The organism is Enterobacter sp. 4974935, from assembly GCF_058661735.1.
Window position 1 is genome coordinate 2954871 of record NZ_JBZWGT010000003.1, and the last position, 23014, is coordinate 2977884.

The following is a 23014-nucleotide window of genomic DNA, read 5'->3' on the forward strand; positions in this document are numbered from 1 at the left end:
CAAAACATTATGCAAATGATTAAACAGTGCTTTTTCTTACTGATTCTGGGAACCGCTGCGTTATTCATGCCGCATGCGAAGGCGACCTGCACCACGCCGGATCTCCCCAAAATGATCAACGTGGCATCCATTTCTGTCCCGACGACGCTGGCAGTTGGCGCAACTATCCCGGGTACAGAGCAGAGCGTTCATGTTGCCGGGCATTGCGATCAGAGTACCGACAGCGGCCTGGAGATTGTCTCCTGCTACTACGGCACCGGAGCGGAAATGCCAGGGCTCAGGGGGGTATACGAATCCGGTGTGCCGGGGATTGGCGTAGCATTGATGAATGATCACGGGCAGCGAATTAGCGGCGCTGGCGGCGTGCAGTGCGATTCACGTGGAACGCCTGTTGGCTACGTCTCTACCGATGGAACACAGACTTTTAGCTTTGAAATAACGCTTGAGCTGGTTAAAACGAGTGACACCGTGACATCCGGTACGCTGGTGCAGTCTCAAACCGAATTTGGCATTGGCGTTTTCGGCCATGAAGGGATCGGCAACCCTAACCACATCGCCTATGCAGGTAATGTTATTCTTCATCAGGTCACCTGCTCCGTTTTACCGAAAAATCTCACCGTTAATTTGGGCGATTTTCCCGTCAGTGATTTCATCAGCGTAGGTTTTTTATCCAGCCCTGCTCAAAAATTTAATATCACCGTCAACTGTGACACAACCGTACAGCCTGAGCTAAAAATCACCAGCGCGAATGGATATGACACAGCATTTGAGGGGGTGATCAAACTCACGCAGCAGACCGGCATGGCTACAGGCGTCGGAGTAAGAATGCTATTTGATGACCATCTCGCCACCTTCGGTACCTATGTAAGTACCCAAAATCAGGCCGTAGCCAACGAAACGCTGGTGATCCCGTTTGAGGTTCGCTACGAGCAGGTCAGCAATGTAGTCACCCCCGGGCCAGCCAATACTGTGGCAACCATCACCCTCGCTTATAAGTGAACGTCATGAAAAAAACCGCATTGATTCTCGCGCTGGGGCTGATCGCCCAGGCCCACGCCGATGATATACAGATCCAGATGACGGGTAACATTTACGCCAACACGTGCGTCATTGACAGTGCCAGCCGCAACCTGACGGTGGACTTAGGCCAGGCGGCATCGGGTAGTTTTAAAGACGTGGGCGATACCGGCGAGTGGAAGGACTTTTCCCTTTCGGTGTCGCACTGCCCGGCCACGCTGGCGCTTGCCACCGCCTTTTTCTACGGTCAGGCCGACAGCACCCATCCCACCAAATTTGCCAATCTCGGTAGCGCAAAGGGGCTGGCACTGGAGCTGGCAGATCGTCAGGACAAGATACTGATTGCCCCGCAGGCCGCCTTTAACGCTGCCATAAACCCGTCAGACCACACGGCCACGTTCCCGCTGGCCGCACGCTATTACGCCACCTCGATGCCCATCTCTGCCGGCACGTTCAGCAGCGTGATCCAGGTGACCTTCACTTACCAGTAGGACCGCGCCCCTTAGCACGGAAGCTTTTTCGACGCCCGGCAGCCAGTTTTGTCGGGCGTTTTTTTACTTCCGGCACGTCCGGCTGCTCAATCGGGAAGATCGGCAGCGCATTCAGCAGCCGCTGGCCGTAGTTTTTGGTGAGCAGTCGTTTGTCATAAATCACCACCTCGCCCCAGCAGCCGTGGCTACGGATCAAGCGCCCGACCTGCTGAATCAGGTTAAACGACGCTGCAGGCAGGCTTTGTACTTCAAACGGATAACGGTTAAGGCTTTTCAGCCATTCGCCTTCGGTGATCACCACCGGGCTGTCGATGGGCGGGAAGGCGATTTTATGGATATGCACCTGCGTCAGGTAGTCGCCTTTCAAATCAAGCCCTTCCGCAAAGGACTGTAACCCCACCAGCACGCTGCGCTCGCCGTTATCAATGCGTTTACGGTGGGTTTCCACCAGCCGATAGCGCGGCTGATCGCCCTGCACCAGCAGGAGTAAGCGCAGATCCGTGACGTGCTCCAGGAAGCGTTGCATCGCCCGACCGCTGGCAAACAGCACCAGCATACCGGGGTATTTTTTACTCTCAACCTGCTCGCGGAAGTAGGCCGCCATTTCCGCAATATGCTGCTCTTCGTTATCGATAAGCGGCTCATAATTCATGCGCGGAATGACCAGCTTGCCCTGCTCACAGTGGTTGAACGGCGAGTCCAGGGCCACAAAGCGGTCGCCCGCTTTCTCTTTCAGGCCGCTCATCTCCTGCAACCTTGAAAAGCTGTTCAGGGAACGCAGAGTCGCTGACGTCACTACCACGTGCGGCACGCTGCGCCAGATCAGCTTTTCCAGCTGATCGGCCACGCGGATGCCCACGCAGTGGAAGAAGAGATGTCCCTGCCCGTCTCGTACTTCGCGGGTGGCCCACTTAGTCACCGGCGCGCCGGACGCCTGCGCCATCGAAGCCAGCCGCCAGAGTTTGCTCTGCGCTTCAAACATCCCCAGCGCGCGATTCATTTGCAGCAGAATGCGGTGCAAACGCACCACGTCGTGGGTACCGGTTTTCTCGCTGAGATCGTTTAAGAACATCTCCGCCAGCCCGCGCAGCTTTTCCAGGTGCTTCGCCAGCTGCTGGCAAATCTCCATCACTTCCTGCGGCAACTCACCCATCGCAAAGCGATGTTCCGCCTCCTGGGTGGCGGGGAGATACAGGTTAAGGATGTTATTCAGCGAGGCGATGAGGCTGTACACCTCTTCACAGTGCTCGCTCAACCGCTCCGGGACCGCCAGCGGCGGCGTGGTTTTCGGACGGAACTGCTCCATGCAGGTTGCCACCAGTTTGCAGAACAGATCCAGTTGCAGGCGAAACCACGGGGCGGTAATTTCCGCGCTCATCTCCAGCGCATCTCGCGCCACGTCGGGCAGATGATGACCTTCATCAAGCACCAGCAGCAGGTTTTTGGGCTCCGGCAGGACCGCTTCACTCTCCAGTGCAGCCATGACCAGCGCGTGGTTGGCGACAACCACCTCCGCTTCCTGAATCTCACGCCGGGCGACAAAGAACGGGCACTCGCGATAGTAGTGACAGTTACGGTTCAGGCAGCTTGCTTTATCGGTGCTGAGCCTGCGCCACAGGTCGTCGCCGATCGCCTGGTTGGTGTGATCCCGCAGGCCGTCCCACTTGTAACCGTCGAGATCGGCCTTCAGCTTTGCGCACTGCTCCTGCTCCGCCTTGTTGTTTGGCGTCAGCTCGTCATCAAGAAACGCGAGCAGATCCTGTTGGGAGGGTTCACTGCTGGCCAGAGCCGCCAGATTGCGCGGACAGACGTAGCGCCCGCGACCAAAGGCGGCGGTAAACCGTAAATCGGGGATAATTTTGCGCAGCAGCGGCAAATCTTTGCTGAAGATCTGATCCTGCAAGGCCACGTTAGCGGTACTGACCACCAGCGTTTTATCTTCTTCCCGCGCGATGGCAATGCCGGGAATAAGATACGACAGGGTTTTCCCGACGCCGGTCGGGGCTTCAATCGCCAGATGTCGCCCGTCGTCCCCGGCGAGCGTTTTTGCCACGTCGGCAATCATCTGCCGCTGCGGGGCTCGGGGAATAAAATCGGGGATCTGCTGTTGTAGCGCCTTATACCATGCGCCAATTTGCGCCTTGAGCGCAGCGGTTAAAGCCATCGGAAACCTGAAATACTGTATAAACAGCCACTATTGTGGCACTTTCTCTCCGCTGCCGCAAAAAGAAAAGCCCGGCTTTACGACCGGGCTTCCAGATTACTGCGGGTTAGCAGGCTTACGCGGGCGGCGTCGGCGCTGCCCCTCGCCTGCCGGTTTCCCTTCGCCGCTACGCCATGGGTTTTCACCGGCCGGTTTGCGGTCGTTATTACGACGCGGCGGTTTGCCCGAAGATTTCGGCGCGCCGCCTTCGGCACGACGCGGCTGCTGACCGCGACCACCGCCGCCCTGACCGCGCCCGCCACCCTGACGACCGTTCTGAATTGGCTCGGCTTTGATTGACGGGTCAACTTCATAGCCCGGGGTTTCAATGCGCGGGATCTCTTTCTTCAGCAGGCGTTCGATGTCGCGCAGCAGCTTGTGCTCATCCACGCAAACCAGAGAGAGCGCTTCCCCGGTTGCCGCCGCGCGTCCGGTACGGCCGATACGGTGAACGTAATCTTCCGGCACGTTTGGCAGCTCGTAGTTCACCACGTGCGGCAGCTCTTCGATATCCAGACCGCGTGCGGCGATGTCGGTTGCCACCAGCACGCGTATGTCGCCGGACTTGAAGTCTGCCAGCGCGCGGGTACGCGCGCCCTGGCTCTTGTTGCCGTGAATGGCCGCGCTGCGGATGCCATCTTTATTCAGCTGTTCCGCCAGGTGATTGGCGCCGTGCTTGGTGCGGGTAAACACCAGCACCTGCTGCCAGTTGCCCTGGCCGATCATCTGGGAGAGCAGTTCCCGCTTGCGCTTCTTATCTACAAAGTGCACGTGCTGCGTCACCTGCTCGGAGGCGGTGTTGCGGCGCGCGACTTCCACTTCCAGCGGGTTATGCAGCAGCTTTTCCGCCAGCGCCTTGATCTCGTCGGAGAAGGTCGCGGAGAAGAGCAGGTTCTGACGACGCGTCGGCAGCTTCGCCAGCACGCGGCGAATGTCGTGGATGAAGCCCATGTCCAGCATACGGTCGGCTTCGTCCAGCACCAGAATTTCGATGTTATCGAGCTTCACCGCGTTCTGGTGTTCCAGATCCAGCAGACGCCCCGGCGTTGCCACCAGCACGTCCACGCCGCCGCGCAGCTTCATCATCTGCGGGTTAATGCTTACCCCGCCGAAAACTACCAGCGAACGAATGTTGAGATAGCGGCTGTATTCACGCACGTTCTCACCAATCTGGGCCGCCAGCTCGCGGGTTGGGGTGAGGATCAGCGCACGCACCGGACGACGGCCTTTGGCGTGTGGCTGGTTTTTTACCAGCAGCTCCAGCAGCGGCAGGGTAAAGCCCGCGGTCTTACCAGTACCGGTCTGCGCGCTTGCCATCAGGTCACGGCCCTGCAAAACGGCCGGGATAGCCTGCTGCTGAATAGGGGTTGGCTCAACGTAGCCCTGCTCTGCGATGGCGCGCAGAATTTCCGGGTTCAGACCAAGGGAATCAAAAGACATAAAAACTCCGAACCGCCCCGACCATCACAGGTGTAGTTTTCAGGGAGATATAACGAATAGAAGGACAAAAACCACAATGTCGCGAAGGAGCGGAGTGTAGCAGCTTTTGTGACGTGGCGCATAAAATATCCCCGGCGATGACTCGACGTTTGCGCAAATCAGGCATAATCTTAATCAATCGATTGATTAATTTTTAATGCTGCTATGAATACAACCCCAACGACAACCAAAGGCGAACAGGCGAAAAGTCAGCTTATCGCCGCTGCGCTGGCGCAGTTTGGCGAGTATGGTCTGCATGCCACCACGCGGGATATCGCCGCGCAGGCCGGGCAGAATATTGCGGCCATTACCTACTATTTTGGCTCAAAAGAGGATTTATACCTCGCCTGCGCCCAGTGGATCGCGGATTTTATCGGCACCAGCTTTCGCCCACACGTGGAAGAAGCCACCGCGCTGTTCAGCCAGACAGAACCGGACCGGGTTGCCATCCGCCAGCTGATCCTTAACGCCTGTCACAACATGATTCGCCTGCTGACGCACGACGATACGCTGAACCTGAGCAAATTTATCTCCCGCGAGCAGCTCTCCCCCACTGCCGCGTACCAGCTGGTGCACGATCAGGTGATCGCCCCGATGCATAGCCATCTGACCCGGCTGATTGCCGCCTATACCGGACGGGACGCCAGCGATACGGACACCATTTTGCATACCCACGCCCTGCTGGGCGAAGTGCTCGCCTTCCGTCTGGGGCGTGAGACCATCCTGTTACGTACGGGCTGGACACAATTCGATGAGGATAAAGCCGCGCAAATTAGCCAGGTCATTACCTGTCACGTTGATCTGATCCTGCAAGGCTTAACGCAAAGGAGCCAGAAGTCATGAAAAAACCTGTCGCCATCATTCTGGTGGTTGTTGTCTTGCTTGCTGCGGGAACAGGCGGCTGGCTGTGGTATCAGAGCCAGCAGGATCGTGGCCTGACGCTGTACGGCAACGTGGATATCCGCACCGTGAACATGAGCTTCCGCGTCGGCGGACGGCTGGCCTCGCTGAGCGTTGACGAAGGCGATGCCATCAAAACCGGGCAGACGCTGGGGATGCTGGACAAAGCCCCGTTTGAAAACGCGTTGATGCAGGCAAAAGCGGGCGTCGCCGTCGCACAGGCGCAGTACGACCTGATGCTGGCGGGCTATCGTGATGAAGAGATCGCCCAGGCGGCCGCTGCCGTTAAGCAGGCAAAAGCCGCCTATGACTATGCGCAGAATTTCTATAACCGTCAGCAAGGCTTATGGAAAAGCCGCACCATTTCCGCCAACGACCTGGAAAATGCGCGCTCATCCCGCGACCAGGCGCAGGCGACGCTGAAAGCTGCCCAGGATAAGTTAAGCCAGTACCGCACCGGTAACCGCGCGCAGGACATTGCCCAGGCGAAGGCCAGCCTTGAGCAGGCGCAGGCGCAGTTAGCCCAGGCGGAGCTGGATCTGCACGACACCACGTTAATCGCCACGTCTGACGGTACGCTGATGACCCGCGCCGTGGAGCCGGGCAGCATGCTCAGCGCGGGCAGCACCGTGTTAACGCTCTCCTTAACCCGTCCGGTGTGGGTGCGCGCTTACATTGATGAGCCGAATCTTGGCCAGATGCAGCCGGGCCGCGAACTGCTGCTCTACACCGATGGTCGCCCGGACAAGCCGTATCACGGCAAAGTGGGCTTCATCTCCCCAACGGCCGAGTTCACGCCAAAAACCGTTGAAACCCCGGATCTGCGTACCGACCTGGTGTATCGCCTGCGCATCATCGTCACCGATGCGGACGACGCGCTGCGTCAGGGCATGCCTGTTACCGTGACCTTAAACGACGGGGAACAACATGAATGATGCGGTTATCCAGCTCAATAATCTGGTCAAACGCTTCCCGGGAATGGCTAAACCGGCGGTCGCGCCGCTGAACTGTACGATTCAGAAAGGCTATGTGACCGGGCTGGTGGGGCCGGACGGCGCGGGTAAAACCACGCTGATGCGGATGCTGGCGGGATTGCTGAAGCCGGATGAAGGCGGCGCCAGCGTGCTTGGCCTCGATCCCATCAAAGACGACGCGGCGCTCCACGGCATACTCGGCTATATGCCGCAGAAGTTTGGTCTGTATGAAGATCTGACGGTAATGGAAAACCTCAACCTGTATGCCGATCTGCGCAGCGTTACCGGCGAAACCCGGCAGAAAACCTTCGAGCGTCTGCTGGCGTTTACCTCCCTCGGCCCGTTCACCGATCGGCTGGCGGGCAAACTTTCCGGCGGGATGAAGCAGAAGCTGGGGCTGGCCTGCACGCTGGTGGGCGAACCGAAGGTGCTGTTGCTGGATGAACCCGGCGTCGGCGTGGACCCGATTTCCCGCCGCGAGCTGTGGCAGATGGTGCACGAGCTGGCGGGTGACGGCATGTTGATCCTCTGGAGTACCTCTTACCTTGATGAAGCAGAGCAGTGCCGTGACGTGCTGCTGATGAACGAAGGCGAACTGCTCTATCAGGGCGAGCCCACCGAGCTGACGCAAACCATGGCCGGGCGCAGTTTTCTGCTACACAGCGCGCAGGAATCCAACCGCAAGCTGCTGCAACGGGTGCTGAAGCTGCCCCAGGTGAGCGACGGGATGATTCAGGGCCGTTCGGTGCGCGTGATCCTCAAAAAAGAGGCCACCGCCGACGATATCCGGCGTGCGCAGGGGATGCCTGAAATCGACATGACAGAGACCGCGCCGCGCTTTGAAGATGCGTTTATCGATCTGCTGGGCGGGGCGGGAACCTCAGAATCACCGCTTGGTGCCATTCTGCACACGGTGGAAGGCACGCCGGGTGAAACGGTCATTGAAGCGAAATCGCTCACCAAAAAATTCGGCGATTTCGCTGCCACCGATAACGTCAATTTTGCCGTGAAGCGCGGCGAGATATTTGGCCTGCTCGGGCCGAACGGTGCAGGGAAATCCACCACCTTTAAAATGATGTGCGGCCTGCTGGTACCGTCCTCCGGCAAAGCGCTGGTGCTGAACATGGATCTCAAAGTCAGCTCCGGCAAGGCGCGCCAGCATCTGGGCTATATGGCGCAGAAGTTTTCGCTCTACGGCAACCTGACGGTGGAGCAAAATCTGCGATTTTTCTCCGGCGTCTACGGCCTGCGGGGACGGGCGCAGAACGAGAAAATCGGCCGCATGTGCGACGCCTTTGGCCTGACCGATATCGCCTCACACGCTACCGACGCGCTGCCGCTTGGCTTCAAACAGCGGCTGGCGCTGGCCTGTTCGTTGATGCACGAGCCCGATATCCTCTTTCTTGATGAACCTACGTCAGGCGTGGACCCCCTCACCCGCCGTGAATTCTGGTTGCATATCAATAGCATGGTGGAAAAAGGCGTGACCGTGATGGTCACCACCCACTTTATGGACGAGGCAGAGTACTGCGACCGCATCGGGCTGGTCTATCGCGGCAAGCTGATTGCCCACGGCACGCCGGACGACCTGAAAGCGCAGGCCGCCGACGACGCACAGCCGGACCCGACCATGGAGCAGGCGTTTATCACCCTCATCCACGACTGGGATAAGGAGAATCCTCATGCGCAGTAACGCCCTCTCCTGGCGCCGGGTGCGCGCCCTGTGCGTCAAAGAGACGCGGCAGATTGTGCGTGACCCCAGCAGCTGGCTGATTGCGGTGGTGATCCCCCTGCTGCTGCTGTTTATTTTTGGCTACGGGATTAACCTCGATTCCAGCAAGCTGCGGGTCGGGATCCTGCTGGAGCAGCAGAGTGAAGAGGCGCTGGACTTCACCCACGCCATGACCGGCTCGCCCTACATCGATGCCACCATCAGCGACAACCGGCAGGAACTGATCCAGAAAATGCAGGCCGGTAAAATTCGCGGTCTGATCGTCATCCCGGTCGATTTCGCCGCCAACATGGCACGCCCGGGCGCCGATGCGCCAATTCAGGTGATCACCGACGGCAGCGAACCGAACACCGCCAACTTCGTGCAGGGCTATGCGGAGGGGATCTGGCAGCTCTGGCAGATGCAGCGCGCCGAAGACCGGGGGGAGAAGTTTGAACCGCTGATTGACGTGCAGACGCGCTACTGGTTTAACCCCGCCGCCATCAGCCAGCATTTTATTATCCCGGGTGCAGTCACTATCATCATGACGGTGATTGGCGCGATCCTCACCTCGCTGGTGATCGCCCGCGAATGGGAGCGCGGCACCATGGAGGCGCTGCTCTCCACCGAAGTGACGCGCGTCGAGCTTTTGCTCTGCAAGCTGATCCCCTACTACTTCCTCGGCATGCTGGCGATGCTGCTCTGTATGCTGGTCTCGGTATTTATTCTTGGCGTGCCGTACCGCGGTTCGCTGGTGGTGCTGTTCTTTATTACCAGCCTGTTTTTACTCAGCACGCTGGGAATGGGGCTGCTGATCTCCACCATCACCCGCAACCAGTTTAACGCCGCGCAGGTGGCGCTTAATGCCGCCTTCCTGCCGTCGATTATGCTCTCCGGCTTTATCTTCCAGATTGACAGTATGCCAGCGGTGATCCGTGCCGTGACCTACATCATTCCGGCACGTTACTTTGTGAGCACCCTGCAAAGCCTGTTTCTGGCGGGGAACATCCCGGTAGTGCTGATTATCAACACCCTGTTTTTGCTGGCGTCGGCGGTGATGTTTATCGGGCTGACGTGGATGAAAACGAAAAGAAGATTAGATTAGCCATCGGATTTTGTAGGTCGGGAAAGCGCAAGCGCCACCCGACAGGAGGACGACGCGATGTTTCACCGTTTATGGACATTGATCCGCAAAGAGCTGCAATCCTTGCTGCGCGAGCCGCAGACCCGCGCCATTCTGGTGCTGCCGGTGCTGCTTCAGGTTGTACTGTTTCCGTTTGCCGCCACGCTGGAGGTCACCAACGCCACCATCGCCATTTACAACGAAGACAATGGCAAGCATTCCGTCGAGCTGACACAGCGTTTCGCCCGCGCCAAAGCCTTTACCCATGTCCTGCTGCTGCAAAGCCCGCAGGCGATCCAGCCCACCATCGACACGCAGAAAGCATTATTGCTGGTGCGCTTCCCGGCGGATTTCTCCCGCAATCTGGACACCTTCCAGACCGCGCCGATGCAGCTGATCCTCGACGGACGTAACTCCAACAGCGCCCAGATAGCGGCGAACTATTTGCAGCAGGTAGTGAAGGACTACCAGCAGGAGCTGATGGCGGGCAAACCCAAACCCAACAACAGCGAGCTGGTGGTGCGCAACTGGTACAACCCGAATCTGGACTACAAGTGGTTTGTGGTGCCGTCGTTAATCGCCATGATCACCACTATTGGCGTGATGATTGTCACCTCGCTGTCCGTGGCACGCGAACGTGAGCAAGGTACGCTGGATCAGCTGCTGGTCTCGCCGCTCGCTACCTGGCAGATATTTGTCGGCAAAGCGGTGCCAGCACTGATTGTCGCGACGTTCCAGGCCACCATCGTGCTGGGGGTGGGAATATGGGCGTACCAGATCCCGTTTGCCGGATCGCTGGCGCTGTTTTACTTCACGATGGTGATTTACGGCCTGTCGCTGGTGGGGTTTGGGCTGCTGATTTCCGCGCTCTGCTCAACGCAGCAGCAGGCGTTTATCGGGGTGTTTGTCTTTATGATGCCGGCGATTTTGCTTTCAGGGTACGTGTCGCCAGTGGAGAACATGCCGGTGTGGTTACAGGATCTGACATGGATAAACCCGATTCGTCACTTCACGGATATCACCAAGCAAATCTATCTGAAGGATGCGAGTCTGGATATTGTGTGGGGAAGTTTGTGGCCGCTACTGGTCATCGCGGCCACAACGGGCTCAGTGGCCTATGCGATGTTTAGACGAAACATCGCGTAGCTTTTTCTCTTTGGTGAGCAACGACACCACCGCAGGCCCTGCGAGGATAGCCAGACCCGCCAGGGCCAGCAGCAGGTTGTTTTGCAGCACGCGTGACAACAGCCACAGGACGATCATTGCCGCACCAAAATACCAGGTGGTGGTGAGCTCTTCGAGCACATCACCCACTTCACGCCAGCGCGCGTCGTGGTGACGCTGTAAAAACAGCATCGACAGCACGGTCACGCCGTAAACCACACATAACCCTAAGCCGACACGCACCAGCGTGCCGCTCATCCAGCCCATCACCAGTACGGCCACGACCAGTAAATGCAACATTATCTGCCAGCAACTCAAACCGGTTGCGACACGAACGCGTTGTTGCCACTTCATGGCTTCTCTCCTGAAGGATTTTTCTCTGCTAATTCAGACTACCGCACTTTACGGAAAATTCCGTAACGCCGCATCTTTTTGTGACGCCTACTACACTTTATTTTCATCGGGATAGTCACCCAGGAAGGTGTTTATGAGCAAAAGAACGCAGCATTTCTCGCTTAAGGTGCTGACGATAAATATTCATAAGGGCTTCACAGCATTTAACCGCCGCTTCATTTTACCGGAGCTGCGCGACGCGGTACGCACCGTCAGCGCCGATATTGTCTGCCTTCAGGAGGTCATGGGCGCGCACGAAGTGCACCCGATGCATTTCGAAAACTGGCCCGACACGCCCCATTACGAGTTTCTGGCGGATACCATGTGGAGCGATTACGCCTACGGGCGCAATGCGGTCTACCCGGAGGGGCATCACGGTAACGCAGTGCTGTCGCGTTTTCCTATCGAGCATTATGAGAACCGGGACGTCTCCGTTGGCGAGAGCGAAAAACGCGGGTTGTTATACTGCCGCATCACGCCACCGGCGCTCGATTTTCCCATTCATGTGGGCTGCGTTCATCTTGGCCTGCGTGAGGCCCACCGTCAGGCTCAGCTACAGATGCTGGCAGACTGGACCAATGCGCTGCCGGAGGGCGAGCCCGTGGTAGTGGCCGGTGATTTTAACGACTGGCGACAGCGGGCCAATCATCCTCTGAAGGTGAATGCGGGGCTGGAGGAGATTTTTACCCGCTCACGCGGTCGTCCCGCGCGGACGTTTCCGGTGCGCTTCCCCCTGCTGCGCCTTGACCGCATCTACGTAAAAAATGCCCACGCCAGCAGCCCGACGGCGCTGGCTTTACTCAACTGGCGACATCTCTCCGACCATGCCCCACTCAGCGCGGAGATCCACTTATGAAATGCACATGGCAGGAAGGTAACCGTATTACGCTGCTGGAAAATGGCGATAACTTTTATCCGGCAGTCTTTGAGGCGATTAGCCACGCACAGCAGAAAGTCTTTCTGGAAACGTTTATCTGGTTTGAAGACGACGTGGGCAGGCAGTTGCACAGCGCGCTGCTGCAAGCCGCTCGTCGCGGTATAAAAATCGAGGTCCTGCTCGACGGATATGGTTCGCCGGATCTCAGCGACGAATTTGTTAACGAGCTCACCGCCGCAGGGGTGGTATTCCGCTATTACGATCCCGGCCCGCGTCTGTTCGGGATGCGCACCAACCTGTTCCGCCGAATGCACCGCAAAATTGTGGTGGTGGACGAAACGGTGGCCTTCGTTGGCGGCATTAACTACTCCGCCGAGCATATGTCGGATTATGGTCCCGAAGCGAAACAGGACTACGCGATCCGTATCGAAGGGCCGGTGGTTCAGGACATCCAGCTGTTCGTGCTGGAAAACTTACCCGGCAAAGAGGCCGCACGCCGCTGGTGGCGACGCCGCCATCGCCCGGAAGAGAACCGCAAGCCCGGCGAGGCGCAGGCGCTGTTCGTCTGGCGGGATAACGAGGAGCACCGGGACGATATCGAACGTCACTACCTGAAGATGCTGGCGAACGCGAAGCGCGAGGTGATTATCGCCAACGCCTATTTCTTCCCCGGTTACCGGATTTTGCACGCCATGCGCAACGCGGCCCGACGCGGCGTGAGCGTGAAGCTCATCGTCCAGGGTGAGCCCGATATGCCGATTGTGAAGGTGGGCGCGCGTCTGCTCTATCGCTATCTGGTCAAAAGCGGCGTGCAAATCTATGAATATCGCCGCCGCCCGCTGCATGGCAAAGTGGCCGTGATGGATGACCACTGGGCGACCGTTGGCTCAAGCAACCTCGATCCGCTGAGCTTATCGCTCAATCTGGAAGCGAACCTGATCATCCACGATCGCCAGTTTAATCAGACCCTGCGCGATAACCTTCAGGGTCTGATCAATAAAGACTGCGTGCGTGTGGATGAGTCCATGGTGCCGAAACGCAGCTGGTGGAACGTTGGCATCGGTGTGGTGGTGTTCCACTTCCTGCGCCACTTCCCGGCCATGGTGGGCTGGCTGCCCGCACATACGCCGAAACTGGCGCTGGTGGATCCGCCAGTGCAACCCGAAATGGAAACCCAGGACCGCGTAGAGGCGGAAGATGGAGGGAAAACCTGATGTCGAAATCTCATCCTCGCTGGCGGCTGGCGAAAAAAATCCTGACCTGGCTGTTCTTCATTGCCGTCGCGGTCCTGCTGGTGGTGTATGCCCAAAAGGTGGACTGGGAAGAGGTGTGGAAGGTTATTCGCAACTACAACCGGACAGTCCTGCTGGGGGCGGTTGGCCTGGTGATTGTGAGCTACCTGATGTACGGCTGCTATGACCTGTTGGGACGCGCCTACTGCGGGCATAAGCTTGCCAAACGGCAGGTTATGCTGGTGTCATTCATTTGCTACGCCTTTAACCTGACGCTGAGCACCTGGGTGGGCGGGATTGGTATGCGCTATCGCCTGTACTCCCGCCTTGGCTTACCGGGCGGCACCATCACGCGTATTTTCTCCTTAAGCATCACCACCAACTGGCTGGGGTATATCCTGCTGGGCGGGGTGATTTTCACCATCGGCGTGGTGCAGCTGCCTGCGCACTGGTACATCGATGAGGCTACCCTGCGCATCCTGGGCATCGTACTACTGCTGATCATCGCCGCCTACCTGTGGGCCTGCGCCTTTGCCAAACGTCGTCACATGACCATTAAAGGCCAGAAGCTGGTGCTGCCGTCATGGAAGTTTGCCGTCCTGCAAATGGTGGTTTCCAGCGCTAACTGGATGGCGATGGGGGCCATTATCTGGCTGTTGATTGGCGAAGATGTGAACTACTTCTTCGTGCTGGGCGTGCTGCTGGTAAGCAGTATTGCCGGGGTGATTGTGCATATACCGGCGGGGATCGGCGTACTGGAAGCGGTGTTTATCGCGCTGCTTGCGGGGGAGCATGTGTCTCACGGGACGATTATCGCTGCCCTGCTCGCGTACCGCATGATCTACTACTTCCTGCCGCTGGCGCTGGCAACGATCTGTTATCTGGTGCTGGAGAGTCGGGCGAAGAAGCTGCGCGCGAAGAACGAGAAGGCGATGGCAAAATAAAAGCAAAACGGCAACTTCGTTGCCGTTTTTAGGGTTTGTTCCCTCTCCCTGTGGGCTGAGGGATCCCCAGTAATTTTTTTATGCAGAAGCAATAAAGTTGCTTTCTAAATGACTGAGGGCTGTCAGCGATGCCCTGGTCCGGCTGTAAATCGCTGAGGCGTTTGCCTTCCGGCCGGGGCGAGGCGCAGGGATGCGCCGAGAGGGCGGCTTTACAGGGACGTTGCCTCCGCCCGTACCCGATAAGCCGGAAGGAATAAGCCGAGGGCACCGCGAAGCGGCGATTTACCGCCGGGAGCCCGGGTCGCCAGGGTGGTGGCGACTGAGCCACCCTGGCACGTTCACCGGTCATGTCGTTACAGAGTAGCAAGGAACATAAAGTGAACGGAATGACCACCACCGCCGTATGTTCCCCTCACCCTAACCCTCTCCCCGGAGGGGCGAGGGGATTGCTCAGTGCTCGCATTAATTTGTGGGGAACCCTCAGCCCTGTGGGAGAGGGTCAGGGTGAGGGCATCAGACAGCGCCACCCTCACTAACGCCGGTTGCCAAAAATACGCAGCAGCATCAGGAACAGGTTGATGAAGTCCAGATACAGCGTCAGTGCGCCCAGAATCGAGTATTTGCGCAGGTTTGAACTGTCGCGAACATCAATTTGTTCACCGATGTTTTTCAGCTTCTGGGTGTCGTAGGCGGTTAAGCCCACGAAGATCACCACCCCGATATAGGTCACCGCCCACATCAGCGCGTCACTCTTCAACCACAGGTTCACCAGCGACGCCAGCACAATCCCTATCAGCCCCATAAACAGCATGTTGCCGAAGCCGCTCAGGTCACGTTTGGTGGTGTAACCGTACAGGCTCATCACACCGAACATCCCGCCGGTCACCACAAAGGTGCTGGCGATGGAGGAGTAGGTGTAAACGATGAAAATACTGGAGAGCGTCAGCCCGGTCAGCGCCGAATAGAGCATAAACAGCGTGGTCGCCATGCCCGCGCTGAGCTTGTGCACCAGCCCGGAGAGCACGAATACCAGCGCCAGTTGCGCAATAATCAGCCCAAAGAAGGTGATTTTGCTGGAGAAGATAAACATCATCAGTTCAGGCGTGTTTGCCGCATACCACGCGATAAACGCGGTAAGCAGCAGGCCAACCGTCATCCAGCCATATACCTGAGCCATGTAGGTTTGCAGCCCGCTACGGGTCTGCTGAACTATCGAATCGGAACGCGGAAATCGGTCCATGATTCACTCCTGATTAAGTAAACACACACGTTAAGACTAACACATCCACGTAAACCTGTTACCAGCGGCTGGCAGCCTGTTTGTCGCTGTCCCGCGATTCCACCCAGCGCTCACCTTCCGGCGTCGCTTCACGCTTCCAGAACGGCGCTTTAGTTTTGAGGTAATCCATGATGAACTCCCCCGCCGCAAAAGCACTCCCGCGATGGGCGCTGGTGACGCCGACAAACACAATTTCTTCGCCGGGCCACATTTCGCCGATGCGATGGATAACCGTAACGCGCCCCAGCGGCCAGCGGCCTCGCGCCTCTTCGACAATGGCCGCCAGCGATTTTTCGGTCATTCCCGGATAATGCTCCAGCGTCAGCGCTTTTACGCTGTCGCCGAGATTATGATTACGCACTTTCCCGGTAAAGGTCACGACCGCGCCGTCTTCGTCGCGCCCGGCCAGCCAGTCATATTCCGTGCCCACGTTAAAACGCTCATGGCCAACCAGAATTCGGGTTTCCGTCATCTCAACCCCCTGTGACCGGCGGGAAGAAGGCCACTTCATCCCCATCAGCCAGCGGGTGGGTCAACTCCACCAGCGTCTGATTCACGGCGGCCAGCAATTTGCCTTCATCCAGCGCCAGCGCCCAGCGGTCGCTTTGCGCCGCCAGATGCGCACGCAGGGCGGCGACGTTTTCGAAAGAGCCGTCCAGCGTCAGGCTGTCGGTATTGATCAGCTCACGGACCTGGGCAAAAAAGAGCACCTTAATCATGGCTTTCCACCTTAAAATCACCGGATTTGCCGCCGCTTTTTGCCAGCAGACGCACCGGGCCAATCACCATATCTTTCTGCACCGCTTTACACATGTCGTAGATGGTCAGCGCCGCCACGGAGGCTGCCGTTAACGCCTCCATCTCCACACCGGTTTTCCCGGTTAAGCGGCACAGGGACTCGATACGCACGCGGTTATGCTCCGGCTGCGCCTGCAAATTTACCTCCACTTTGCTAAGCATCAGCGGATGGCAGAGCGGGATGAGGTCCCAGGTGCGTTTAGCGGCCTGAATACCGGCGATGCGGGCGGTGGCAAACACATCACCCTTGTGATGGCTACCGTCGATAATCATCGCCAGCGTCTCCGGCAGCATGGTGACGAACGCTTCAGCACGCGCCTCGCGCACCGTTTCGGCTTTGGCGGAGACATCCACCATATGCGCTTCGCCAGCGTCGTTTATGTGGGTCAGTTGTGACATAGCTTATTTCTTTAAATGGGGATGGAAATTACACGGACGGGTACGGGCATCCAGCTGCGGGGCAATAATGTTTTCCCACGCGGTGCGGCAGGCTTTGGTCGAGCCCGGCATGGCGAAGATCAGCGTCTTGTTCGCTACCCCCGCGACGGCACGGGACTGGAGCGTAGAGGTGCCAATCTCTTCAAATGAGAGCATGCGGAACACTTCGCCGAAGCCTTCTACTTCGCGATCGAACAGCGGAAGCAGCGCTTCCGGCGCCTGGTCGCCTGCGGTAAAGCCGGTGCCGCCAGTGATCAGTACAACCTGGACGTCATCACTCGCAATCCACTGTGAAACCTGAGCGCGAATGGCGTAACGGTTCTCTTTGACGATCGCTTTATCAACAATCTGGTGCCCGGCTTCGTGTGCCGCCTCGCGCAGCCAGTGGCCGGAGGTATCATCCTCTTCACCACGACGTTCGGAAACGGTAAGAATAGCAATGCGTGTCGGGATAAATTCCGCGCTTACCTGACTCATCTTCTGGTTCCTTCTAAAGCCTGATTACCCGCCGATATAGGACAGGTTCTGAGTAATGCCGGTGTTGCCCTGATGCAGGAAATGGGTCTGCTTTTTGTGCGTCAGCGCCTCGGAAATGCGTGCTTCAAGCGCGTCCTGTTGGGCGTCGTCTTCCAGCAAATCGCGCAGATCGACGCCGCCATCCCCGAACAGGCAGAGGTGCAGCTTGCCAACAGAGGAGACGCGCAGGCGGTTGCAGCTGGCACAGAAGTCTTTTTCATAGGGCATGATCAGGCCGATTTCGCCTTCATAATCCGGATGACAAAAGACCTGCGCCGGGCCATCGCTGCGCTGGCGGATCTGGTGGATCCAGCCGCGTTTCAGCAGTTCGTCACGCAGGACCATGCCGGAGATGTGATGGCGACGGAACAGCTCGCTGCCCTCCCCGGTCTCCATCAGCTCAATAAAACGCAGTTGAATGCGGCGCGGTTTGATCCACGCCAGAAAGGTGTCCAGCTGATGGTGGTTCACATCACGCATCAATACGGTATTGACTTTGACCTTGTCGAAACCGGCGGTGAACGCGGCATCGATGCCGTCCATTACCTGCTGGAACTTATCCTGGCCGGTAATGGCGTGGAACTGACGGGCGTCCAGGCTATCGACGCTGACGTTGATCGCCGTCAGCCCCGCATCGCGCCAGTTCGCCACGTCACGCGCCATGCGGTAACCGTTGGTGGTCACCGCTATCTGGCGGATACGTTCGTTTTCACGCACGGCGGCAATGATGTCAGGGAAATCACGGCGCAGGGAGGGCTCTCCCCCGGTAAGACGCACTTTTTCCGTACCGAGTTCAGAGAACGCGCGCGTGACGCGGCGTACTTCATCCACGGAGAGAAAGCCGTTGTTGGTGACGCTGCCCGGCTTGTAGCCATCGGGCAGGCAGTAGGTGCAACGGAAGTTACACACGTCGGTAATCGACAAACGTAAGTAGAAAAACTTACGCGCGAAAGCATCAGTAAGTTGTGAAGCCATGTACACCTTTCCAGATCGGGAGGCACAGTCATTTCTTTCTGTACCCTGGTGGCAAATCCGCCACGGCCAGGGCGCCATATCTCTCGACACAGGCGCCAGGGCTAGAGTGTATGTTTTCAGTTTTGAAAACGTGGTTATGGCGATAGTAGCGTGGAAATCGCCACTTCGCCATTGTCGCTTTTCGCTATATAAATTTATACATAACGATGTTATCGTGCATTTTCACTACAGAATACGCAAAAACAGCGCTTTCGCATTGATATACGTCATTATGGTTTGTGAGAGGCATCGTCTTTTAGGAGTAGTTGCGTTACTGTGACGCAAGCTTAACAGGATAAGGAATAGGTATGCGCAATCGCACTTTTGCGGATCTGGACCGCGTGGTCGCTCTTGGAGGAGGTCACGGTCTGGGACGGGTTATGTCGTCGTTATCGTCACTGGGCTCACGCCTGACGGGCATCGTGACAACAACGGACAACGGCGGCTCAACCGGGCGGATCCGACGTGCTGAAGGCGGGATAGCCTGGGGTGATATGCGCAACTGCCTCAACCAGCTCATCACTGAGCCAAGCGTGGCCTCGGCGATGTTTGAGTACCGTTTTGGGGGAAATGGCGAACTTTCAGGCCATAACCTTGGAAATCTGATGTTAAAGGCGCTGGATCACCTGAGCGTGCGCCCTCTGGAAGCGATCAATTTAATTCGTAACCTGCTAAAAGTGGATGCGTTCCTGATCCCGATGTCCGAACAGCCGGTAGATTTGATGGCGATCGATGCTGACGATCACGAAGTGTATGGTGAAGTGAATATCGACCAGCTTCTCCTTCCGCCAAAAGAGCTGATGACCTACCCCAGCGTACCCGCAACGCGTGAAGCGGTTGAAGCGATTGGCGAGGCCGATCTGATCCTGATTGGGCCGGGGAGTTTTTATACCAGCCTGATGCCGATCCTGCTGGTGAAAGAGCTGGCGCAGGCGCTGCGCAGAACGCCTGCGCCCATGGTCTATATCGGTAATTTAGGCCGCGAACTCAGTCCGGCGGCGGCAAGCCTGTCGCTGGCGGATAAGCTGGACCTGATGGAACAGTATGTTGGTAAGAAAATTATCGATGGTGTCGTGGTCGGGCCAAAAGTAGATGTGTCGGGGATTGGCGATCGCGTGGTGGTGCAGGAGCCGCTGGAAGCCAGCGATATTAAATATCGCCACGACCGCCATCTGCTGCGCGAGGCGCTGGAGAAGGCGATTCAGGCATTAGGTTAGGTTCGTTTTGTGCGGCCTGATGCCCTCGCCCCGGCCCTCTCCCACAGGGCTGAGGGTTCCCCACAAATTAATGCGAGCACTGAGCAATCCCCTCGCCCCTCCGGGGAGAGGGTTAGGGTGAGGGGAATATACGGCGGTGGTGGTCATTCCGTTCACTTTATGTTCCTTGCTACTCTGTAGCGACATGAGCGGTGAACGTGCCAGGGTGGCTCAGTCGCCACCACCCTGGCGACCCGGGCTCCCGGCGGTAAATCGCCGCTTCGCGGTGCCCTCGGCTTATTCCTTCCGGCTTATCGGGTACGGGCGGAGGCAACGTCCCTGTAAAGCCGCCCTCTCGGCGCATCCCTGCGCCTCGCCCCGGCCGGAAGGCAAACGCCTCAGCGATTTACAGCCGGACCAGGGCATCGCTGACAGCCCTCAGTCATTTAGAAAGCAACTTTATTGCTTCTGCATAAAAAAATTACTGGGGATCCCTCAGCCCACAGGGAGAGGGAGAAAACCCCACCGGGCAAAAAACTACGATGCCGCAATAAACAGATCCCGCAGCTGATGAAGCTGATCGCGGATTTGCGCAGCCTCTTCGAACTCCAGATTCTGCGCGTGCTGCATCATCTGCCCTTCCAGCTCGTGGATCTTTTGCTGCAACGCTTTCGGGGTCAGCGCGACGGTATCCTCTTCCACCACTGAACGGGCCTTGCCGCGCCCTTTCGCTTTGGTCTTCGCAATGTTCTGACCCAGCGCCAGGATATCCACCACTTTCTTGTTCAGCCCCTGCGGCGTGATGCCGTGCTCTTCGTTATAGCGCTGCTGCTTCTCGCGACGACGTTCCGTTTCGCCAATCGCTTTGGCCATCGACGGGGTGATTTTATCCCCGTACAGAATCGCCTTCCCGTTGACGTTACGCGCGGCGCGGCCAATGGTCTGGATCAGCGAGCGCTCGGAACGCAGGAAGCCCTCTTTGTCCGCGTCCAGAATCGCCACCAGCGACACTTCCGGCATATCCAGACCTTCCCGCAGAAGGTTGATACCCACCAGCACGTCGAACTCGCCCAGGCGCAGGTCGCGGATGATCTCCATACGCTCCACGGTATCAATATCCGAGTGCAGATACCGCACCTTCTCGCCGTGTTCTTCCAGATACTCCGTCAAATCCTCCGCCATACGTTTGGTGAGCGTGGTCACCAGTACACGCTCGTTGATGGCGGAACGGGCACGTATTTCCGAGAGCAGATCGTCCACCTGCGTCGCCACCGGACGCACCTCGATAATCGGATCCAGCAGCCCGGTCGGACGCACAACCTGGTCCACCACGTCATCACCGGATTTCTCCAGCTCGTAGTTGCCCGGCGTCGCCGATACGTAGATGGTCTGCGGAGCAAGCGCCTCAAATTCTTCAAACTTCATCGGACGGTTGTCCAGCGCTGACGGCAGCCGGAATCCGTACTCCACCAACGTCTCTTTACGCGCGCGGTCACCGCGGTACATCCCGCCGATCTGGGGGATCGTAACGTGGGATTCGTCGATCACCAGCAGGCCGTCCGCCGGAAGGTAGTCAAACAGCGTCGGCGGCGCTTCGCCCGGCCCGCGTCCGGAGAGGTAGCGCGAGTAGTTTTCGATGCCGGAGCAGTAGCCCAGCTCGTTCATCATCTCCAGATCGAACTGGGTACGCTGGCTCAGGCGCTGCTCTTCCAGCAGCTTGTTGTTCGCCAGCAGCACCTTGCGGCGGTCTGCCAGCTCAATTTTAATCTCTTCCATCGCCTGTACGATACGCTCGCGTGGCGTCACGTAGTGCGTTTTTGGGTAGATGGTGAAGCGCTGGATCACCGACTCCACATGACCGGTCAGCGGGTCGAACAGCGACAGGCGTTCAACCTCTTCATCGAACAGCTCTACGCGCAGCGCCATGTCGTCCGATTCCGCCGGGAAGATATCAATCACCTCACCACGTACGCGGAAGGTCCCGCGCTGGAACGCCTGATCGTTACGGGTGTACTGCAGCTCCGCCAGACGGCGCAAAATTGCACGCTGATCGATGATCATCCCCTGCGTCAGGTGCAGCATCATCTTGAGATAGAGATCCGGATCGCCCAGGCCGTAGATCGCCGACACCGAGGCCACCACCACCACATCACGACGCTCCAGCAGCGCCTTGGTCGCCGACAAACGCATCTGCTCGATATGTTCGTTCACCGAGGCATCTTTCTCGATAAACGTGTCGGAGCTGGGAACGTAGGCTTCCGGCTGGTAGTAGTCGTAGTAGGAGACGAAATACTCCACCGCGTTTTCCGGAAAGAACTCTTTCATCTCACCATACAGCTGCGCCGCCAGCGTTTTGTTCGGCGCAAGAACCATCGTAGGACGCTGGAGATCGGCAATGACGTTGGCAATAGTGAAGGTTTTACCCGAACCGGTTACCCCCAGCAGGGTCTGGTGCGCCAGCCCGTCTTCCAGCCCCTCTTCCAGGCGACGAATGGCCTCGGGCTGATCCCCGGAAGGACGGAAAGCAGAATTCAATTTGAACGGTTTACTCATGGGCGACGACCTGATGACAGAATAAGCGGCAGGTGAGTAATTTTACTCGTTGTGGCCAGGATTGCCAGTAAAAAACACTGGATGGAAAACCAGTAGCGTGTCAGGATATTTAGCGTAGCGCAGAGAGGATTAGTGCGTTCGCGAGCTAAATTTCAACTGTGACAATATAAAACACCAGCCTCAGGGGGTTATCCCCAGAACTATTACTTTTTTAACATTTGTCAAGGGCGGTTATGAAAGTTTTATGGCAACAGGTGTCGCTGGCGCTGAGGGAATTGCTTTTATCTAATTCGTTAAAAAATATAGACTATTTCCTAAAGCCGCGTTTCGCATCAATTTGGGCGTAACCCGCGTATTCTCTCGCTTATCGCGTGTTTTCTAACTCTAATGCACAAGGTTATCCACAGGAATAGTGGATAACTGCCTCCAGCCCGTACAGCATGCACTCCAGCAAATTCCCGGTTTTTCCCACGAAGCGGCAGTAAAAAATTTTTATCACTCTTTTTTGCCTGGAAAACGTTCATTTTTTCATAAGTAACCGGCGAGATCTTAATCACAATTCCGTCATTTTCCCTGCACCACGATTCGACACGCACGGCACCGGGAGCGTGCAATTCGAACAAACGTTAAGCTTTTAGCAGTGGGTTATTCCTAAAAATGGCTCTTTTTTAATCATTATTTTGTTTCTGGCAGGCGTTTTGCAGATATCAGC

Annotated in this window: 21 protein-coding genes and 1 riboswitch; of the genes, 11 read left to right on the forward strand and 10 right to left on the reverse strand. The window is 57.4% G+C overall.

The features are described from left to right. Nucleotides 1–9: 9 nt before the first annotated feature. Both AC4OVS_RS15450 and AC4OVS_RS15455 read left to right on the forward strand, forming a co-directional pair. Nucleotides 10–999: a fimbrial protein gene (locus AC4OVS_RS15450; RefSeq protein WP_022647513.1), complete on the forward strand. Its 990-nt coding sequence runs from the start codon at nt 10–12 to the stop codon at nt 997–999. Nucleotides 1000–1004: 5 nt separating this feature from the next. Continuing rightward, complete coding sequence (locus AC4OVS_RS15455) at nt 1005–1508, forward strand: fimbrial protein (RefSeq protein WP_023299643.1); 504 nt, start codon at nt 1005–1007, stop codon at nt 1506–1508. Here the strand turns inward: AC4OVS_RS15455 and dinG are convergent. After that, the gene (dinG, locus tag AC4OVS_RS15460) at nt 1495–3672 is read right to left on the reverse strand and encodes an ATP-dependent DNA helicase DinG (RefSeq protein ID WP_038415719.1); all 2178 of its coding nucleotides are present in this window, start codon (nt 3670–3672) and stop codon (nt 1495–1497) included. The genes AC4OVS_RS15455 and dinG overlap by 14 nt on opposite strands. A gap of 96 nt (nt 3673–3768) precedes the next feature. Beyond that, nucleotides 3769–5151, reverse strand: a complete 1383-nt coding sequence (gene rhlE, locus AC4OVS_RS15465) for an ATP-dependent RNA helicase RhlE (protein ID WP_491922545.1) — start codon at nt 5149–5151, stop codon at nt 3769–3771. A 204-nt stretch (nt 5152–5355) separates the two neighbouring features. Here rhlE and cecR point away from each other — a divergent pair, with 204 nt between their 5' ends. The 5 genes from cecR to AC4OVS_RS15490 are packed head-to-tail and all read left to right on the forward strand — an operon-like array spanning nt 5356 to nt 11044. After that, nucleotides 5356–6033 carry a transcriptional regulator CecR gene (gene cecR / locus AC4OVS_RS15470; protein ID WP_022647510.1) on the forward strand — a complete coding sequence of 226 codons (678 nt, stop codon included), beginning with the start codon at nt 5356–5358 and terminating at the stop codon, nt 6031–6033. Beyond that, nucleotides 6030–7025 carry a secretion protein HlyD gene (gene hlyD / locus AC4OVS_RS15475; protein ID WP_491922546.1) on the forward strand — a complete coding sequence of 332 codons (996 nt, stop codon included), beginning with the start codon at nt 6030–6032 and terminating at the stop codon, nt 7023–7025. Before cecR ends, hlyD begins: the two co-directional genes overlap by 4 nt. Further along, the gene (locus tag AC4OVS_RS15480; RefSeq protein ID WP_199159775.1) at nt 7018–8757 is read left to right on the forward strand and encodes an ATP-binding cassette domain-containing protein; all 1740 of its coding nucleotides are present in this window, start codon (nt 7018–7020) and stop codon (nt 8755–8757) included. The genes hlyD and AC4OVS_RS15480 overlap by 8 nt, the downstream gene beginning before the upstream one ends. Then, on the forward strand, nt 8747–9880 hold the full coding sequence (locus AC4OVS_RS15485) for an ABC transporter permease (protein ID WP_022647507.1): 1134 nt from the start codon (nt 8747–8749) through the stop codon (nt 9878–9880). The genes AC4OVS_RS15480 and AC4OVS_RS15485 overlap by 11 nt, the downstream gene beginning before the upstream one ends. A 57-nt stretch (nt 9881–9937) precedes the next feature. Continuing rightward, complete coding sequence (locus AC4OVS_RS15490; protein ID WP_022647506.1) at nt 9938–11044, forward strand: ABC transporter permease; 1107 nt, start codon at nt 9938–9940, stop codon at nt 11042–11044. Here AC4OVS_RS15490 and AC4OVS_RS15495 read toward each other — a convergent pair. After that, nucleotides 11006–11416, reverse strand: coding sequence for a YbhQ family protein (locus AC4OVS_RS15495; RefSeq protein WP_003858499.1), 411 nt, complete (start codon nt 11414–11416; stop codon nt 11006–11008). The two genes, AC4OVS_RS15490 and AC4OVS_RS15495, sit on opposite strands and share 39 nt — an antisense overlap. A 133-nt stretch (nt 11417–11549) precedes the next feature. On the opposite strand from AC4OVS_RS15495, the gene AC4OVS_RS15500 reads away from it, so the two are divergent. The 3 genes from AC4OVS_RS15500 to AC4OVS_RS15510 are packed head-to-tail and all read left to right on the forward strand — an operon-like array spanning nt 11550 to nt 14508. Further along, nucleotides 11550–12311 (forward strand): endonuclease/exonuclease/phosphatase family protein, encoded by a 762-nt coding sequence (locus AC4OVS_RS15500; RefSeq protein WP_022647505.1) that lies wholly within the window; start codon nt 11550–11552, stop codon nt 12309–12311. Further along, on the forward strand, nt 12308–13546 hold the full coding sequence (gene clsB / locus AC4OVS_RS15505) for a cardiolipin synthase ClsB (protein WP_022647504.1): 1239 nt from the start codon (nt 12308–12310) through the stop codon (nt 13544–13546). Before AC4OVS_RS15500 ends, clsB begins: the two co-directional genes overlap by 4 nt. Further along, entirely contained in the window at nt 13546–14508 is a 963-nt protein-coding gene (locus AC4OVS_RS15510; protein WP_023299637.1) for a lysylphosphatidylglycerol synthase domain-containing protein, read from the forward strand. The genes clsB and AC4OVS_RS15510 overlap by 1 nt, the downstream gene beginning before the upstream one ends. Nucleotides 14509–15040: 532 nt before the next feature. Here the strand turns inward: AC4OVS_RS15510 and AC4OVS_RS15515 are convergent. From AC4OVS_RS15515 to moaA, 6 genes are all read right to left on the reverse strand, one after another. Beyond that, complete coding sequence (locus AC4OVS_RS15515; RefSeq protein WP_015571081.1) at nt 15041–15748, reverse strand: Bax inhibitor-1/YccA family protein; 708 nt, start codon at nt 15746–15748, stop codon at nt 15041–15043. Between the two features lie 58 nt (nt 15749–15806). Continuing rightward, the gene (moaE, locus tag AC4OVS_RS15520; RefSeq protein ID WP_022647503.1) at nt 15807–16259 is read right to left on the reverse strand and encodes a molybdopterin synthase catalytic subunit MoaE; all 453 of its coding nucleotides are present in this window, start codon (nt 16257–16259) and stop codon (nt 15807–15809) included. A 1-nt stretch (nt 16260) separates the two neighbouring features. Beyond that, nucleotides 16261–16506, reverse strand: coding sequence for a molybdopterin synthase sulfur carrier subunit (gene moaD / locus AC4OVS_RS15525; protein ID WP_022647502.1), 246 nt, complete (start codon nt 16504–16506; stop codon nt 16261–16263). Next, on the reverse strand, nt 16499–16984 hold the full coding sequence (gene moaC / locus AC4OVS_RS15530) for a cyclic pyranopterin monophosphate synthase MoaC (protein ID WP_032624619.1): 486 nt from the start codon (nt 16982–16984) through the stop codon (nt 16499–16501). Before moaC ends, moaD begins: the two co-directional genes overlap by 8 nt. Before the next feature lie 3 nt (nt 16985–16987). Next, the gene (gene moaB, locus AC4OVS_RS15535; protein WP_022647501.1) at nt 16988–17500 is read right to left on the reverse strand and encodes a molybdenum cofactor biosynthesis protein B; all 513 of its coding nucleotides are present in this window, start codon (nt 17498–17500) and stop codon (nt 16988–16990) included. Nucleotides 17501–17524: 24 nt separating this feature from the next. Then, complete coding sequence (moaA, locus tag AC4OVS_RS15540) at nt 17525–18514, reverse strand: GTP 3',8-cyclase MoaA (RefSeq protein WP_017384935.1); 990 nt, start codon at nt 18512–18514, stop codon at nt 17525–17527. Further along, nucleotides 18502–18635, reverse strand: a riboswitch (molybdenum cofactor riboswitch). Its footprint overlaps the gene before it by 13 nt. A 226-nt stretch (nt 18636–18861) precedes the next feature. Between moaA and yvcK the strand changes: the two genes are divergently transcribed. Beyond that, a complete protein-coding gene (gene yvcK, locus AC4OVS_RS15545) occupies nt 18862–19770 on the forward strand; it encodes a uridine diphosphate-N-acetylglucosamine-binding protein YvcK (protein ID WP_023299636.1) in 909 nt (302 codons plus the stop codon). Between the two features lie 516 nt (nt 19771–20286). Here the strand turns inward: yvcK and uvrB are convergent. Next, on the reverse strand, nt 20287–22302 hold the full coding sequence (gene uvrB, locus AC4OVS_RS15550) for an excinuclease ABC subunit UvrB (protein WP_003858519.1): 2016 nt from the start codon (nt 22300–22302) through the stop codon (nt 20287–20289). Between the last annotated feature and the right edge of the window lie 712 nt (nt 22303–23014).

What these genes read in the sequence shown, in the direction of transcription:
- AC4OVS_RS15515 (WP_015571081.1), bottom strand. Translation starts at nt 15,748, where the DNA reads ATGGACCGATTTCCGCGTTCCGATTCGATAGTTCAGCAGACCCGTAGC.
- moaB (WP_022647501.1), bottom strand. Translation starts at nt 17,500, where the DNA reads ATGAGTCAGGTAAGCGCGGAATTTATCCCGACACGCATTGCTATTCTT.
- moaE (WP_022647503.1), bottom strand. Translation starts at nt 16,259, where the DNA reads ATGACGGAAACCCGAATTCTGGTTGGCCATGAGCGTTTTAACGTGGGC.
- yvcK (WP_023299636.1), top strand. Translation starts at nt 18,862, where the DNA reads ATGCGCAATCGCACTTTTGCGGATCTGGACCGCGTGGTCGCTCTTGGA.
- AC4OVS_RS15495 (WP_003858499.1), bottom strand. Translation starts at nt 11,416, where the DNA reads ATGAAGTGGCAACAACGCGTTCGTGTCGCAACCGGTTTGAGTTGCTGG.
- clsB (WP_022647504.1), top strand. Translation starts at nt 12,308, where the DNA reads ATGAAATGCACATGGCAGGAAGGTAACCGTATTACGCTGCTGGAAAAT.
- uvrB (WP_003858519.1), bottom strand. Translation starts at nt 22,302, where the DNA reads ATGAGTAAACCGTTCAAATTGAATTCTGCTTTCCGTCCTTCCGGGGAT.
- hlyD (WP_491922546.1), top strand. Translation starts at nt 6,030, where the DNA reads ATGAAAAAACCTGTCGCCATCATTCTGGTGGTTGTTGTCTTGCTTGCT.
- moaC (WP_032624619.1), bottom strand. Translation starts at nt 16,984, where the DNA reads ATGTCACAACTGACCCACATAAACGACGCTGGCGAAGCGCATATGGTG.
- AC4OVS_RS15485 (WP_022647507.1), top strand. Translation starts at nt 8,747, where the DNA reads ATGCGCAGTAACGCCCTCTCCTGGCGCCGGGTGCGCGCCCTGTGCGTC.
- AC4OVS_RS15490 (WP_022647506.1), top strand. Translation starts at nt 9,938, where the DNA reads ATGTTTCACCGTTTATGGACATTGATCCGCAAAGAGCTGCAATCCTTG.
- AC4OVS_RS15500 (WP_022647505.1), top strand. Translation starts at nt 11,550, where the DNA reads ATGAGCAAAAGAACGCAGCATTTCTCGCTTAAGGTGCTGACGATAAAT.
- cecR (WP_022647510.1), top strand. Translation starts at nt 5,356, where the DNA reads ATGAATACAACCCCAACGACAACCAAAGGCGAACAGGCGAAAAGTCAG.
- moaA (WP_017384935.1), bottom strand. Translation starts at nt 18,514, where the DNA reads ATGGCTTCACAACTTACTGATGCTTTCGCGCGTAAGTTTTTCTACTTA.
- AC4OVS_RS15455 (WP_023299643.1), top strand. Translation starts at nt 1,005, where the DNA reads ATGAAAAAAACCGCATTGATTCTCGCGCTGGGGCTGATCGCCCAGGCC.
- AC4OVS_RS15450 (WP_022647513.1), top strand. Translation starts at nt 10, where the DNA reads ATGCAAATGATTAAACAGTGCTTTTTCTTACTGATTCTGGGAACCGCT.
- dinG (WP_038415719.1), bottom strand. Translation starts at nt 3,672, where the DNA reads ATGGCTTTAACCGCTGCGCTCAAGGCGCAAATTGGCGCATGGTATAAG.
- AC4OVS_RS15480 (WP_199159775.1), top strand. Translation starts at nt 7,018, where the DNA reads ATGAATGATGCGGTTATCCAGCTCAATAATCTGGTCAAACGCTTCCCG.
- AC4OVS_RS15510 (WP_023299637.1), top strand. Translation starts at nt 13,546, where the DNA reads ATGTCGAAATCTCATCCTCGCTGGCGGCTGGCGAAAAAAATCCTGACC.
- moaD (WP_022647502.1), bottom strand. Translation starts at nt 16,506, where the DNA reads ATGATTAAGGTGCTCTTTTTTGCCCAGGTCCGTGAGCTGATCAATACC.
- rhlE (WP_491922545.1), bottom strand. Translation starts at nt 5,151, where the DNA reads ATGTCTTTTGATTCCCTTGGTCTGAACCCGGAAATTCTGCGCGCCATC.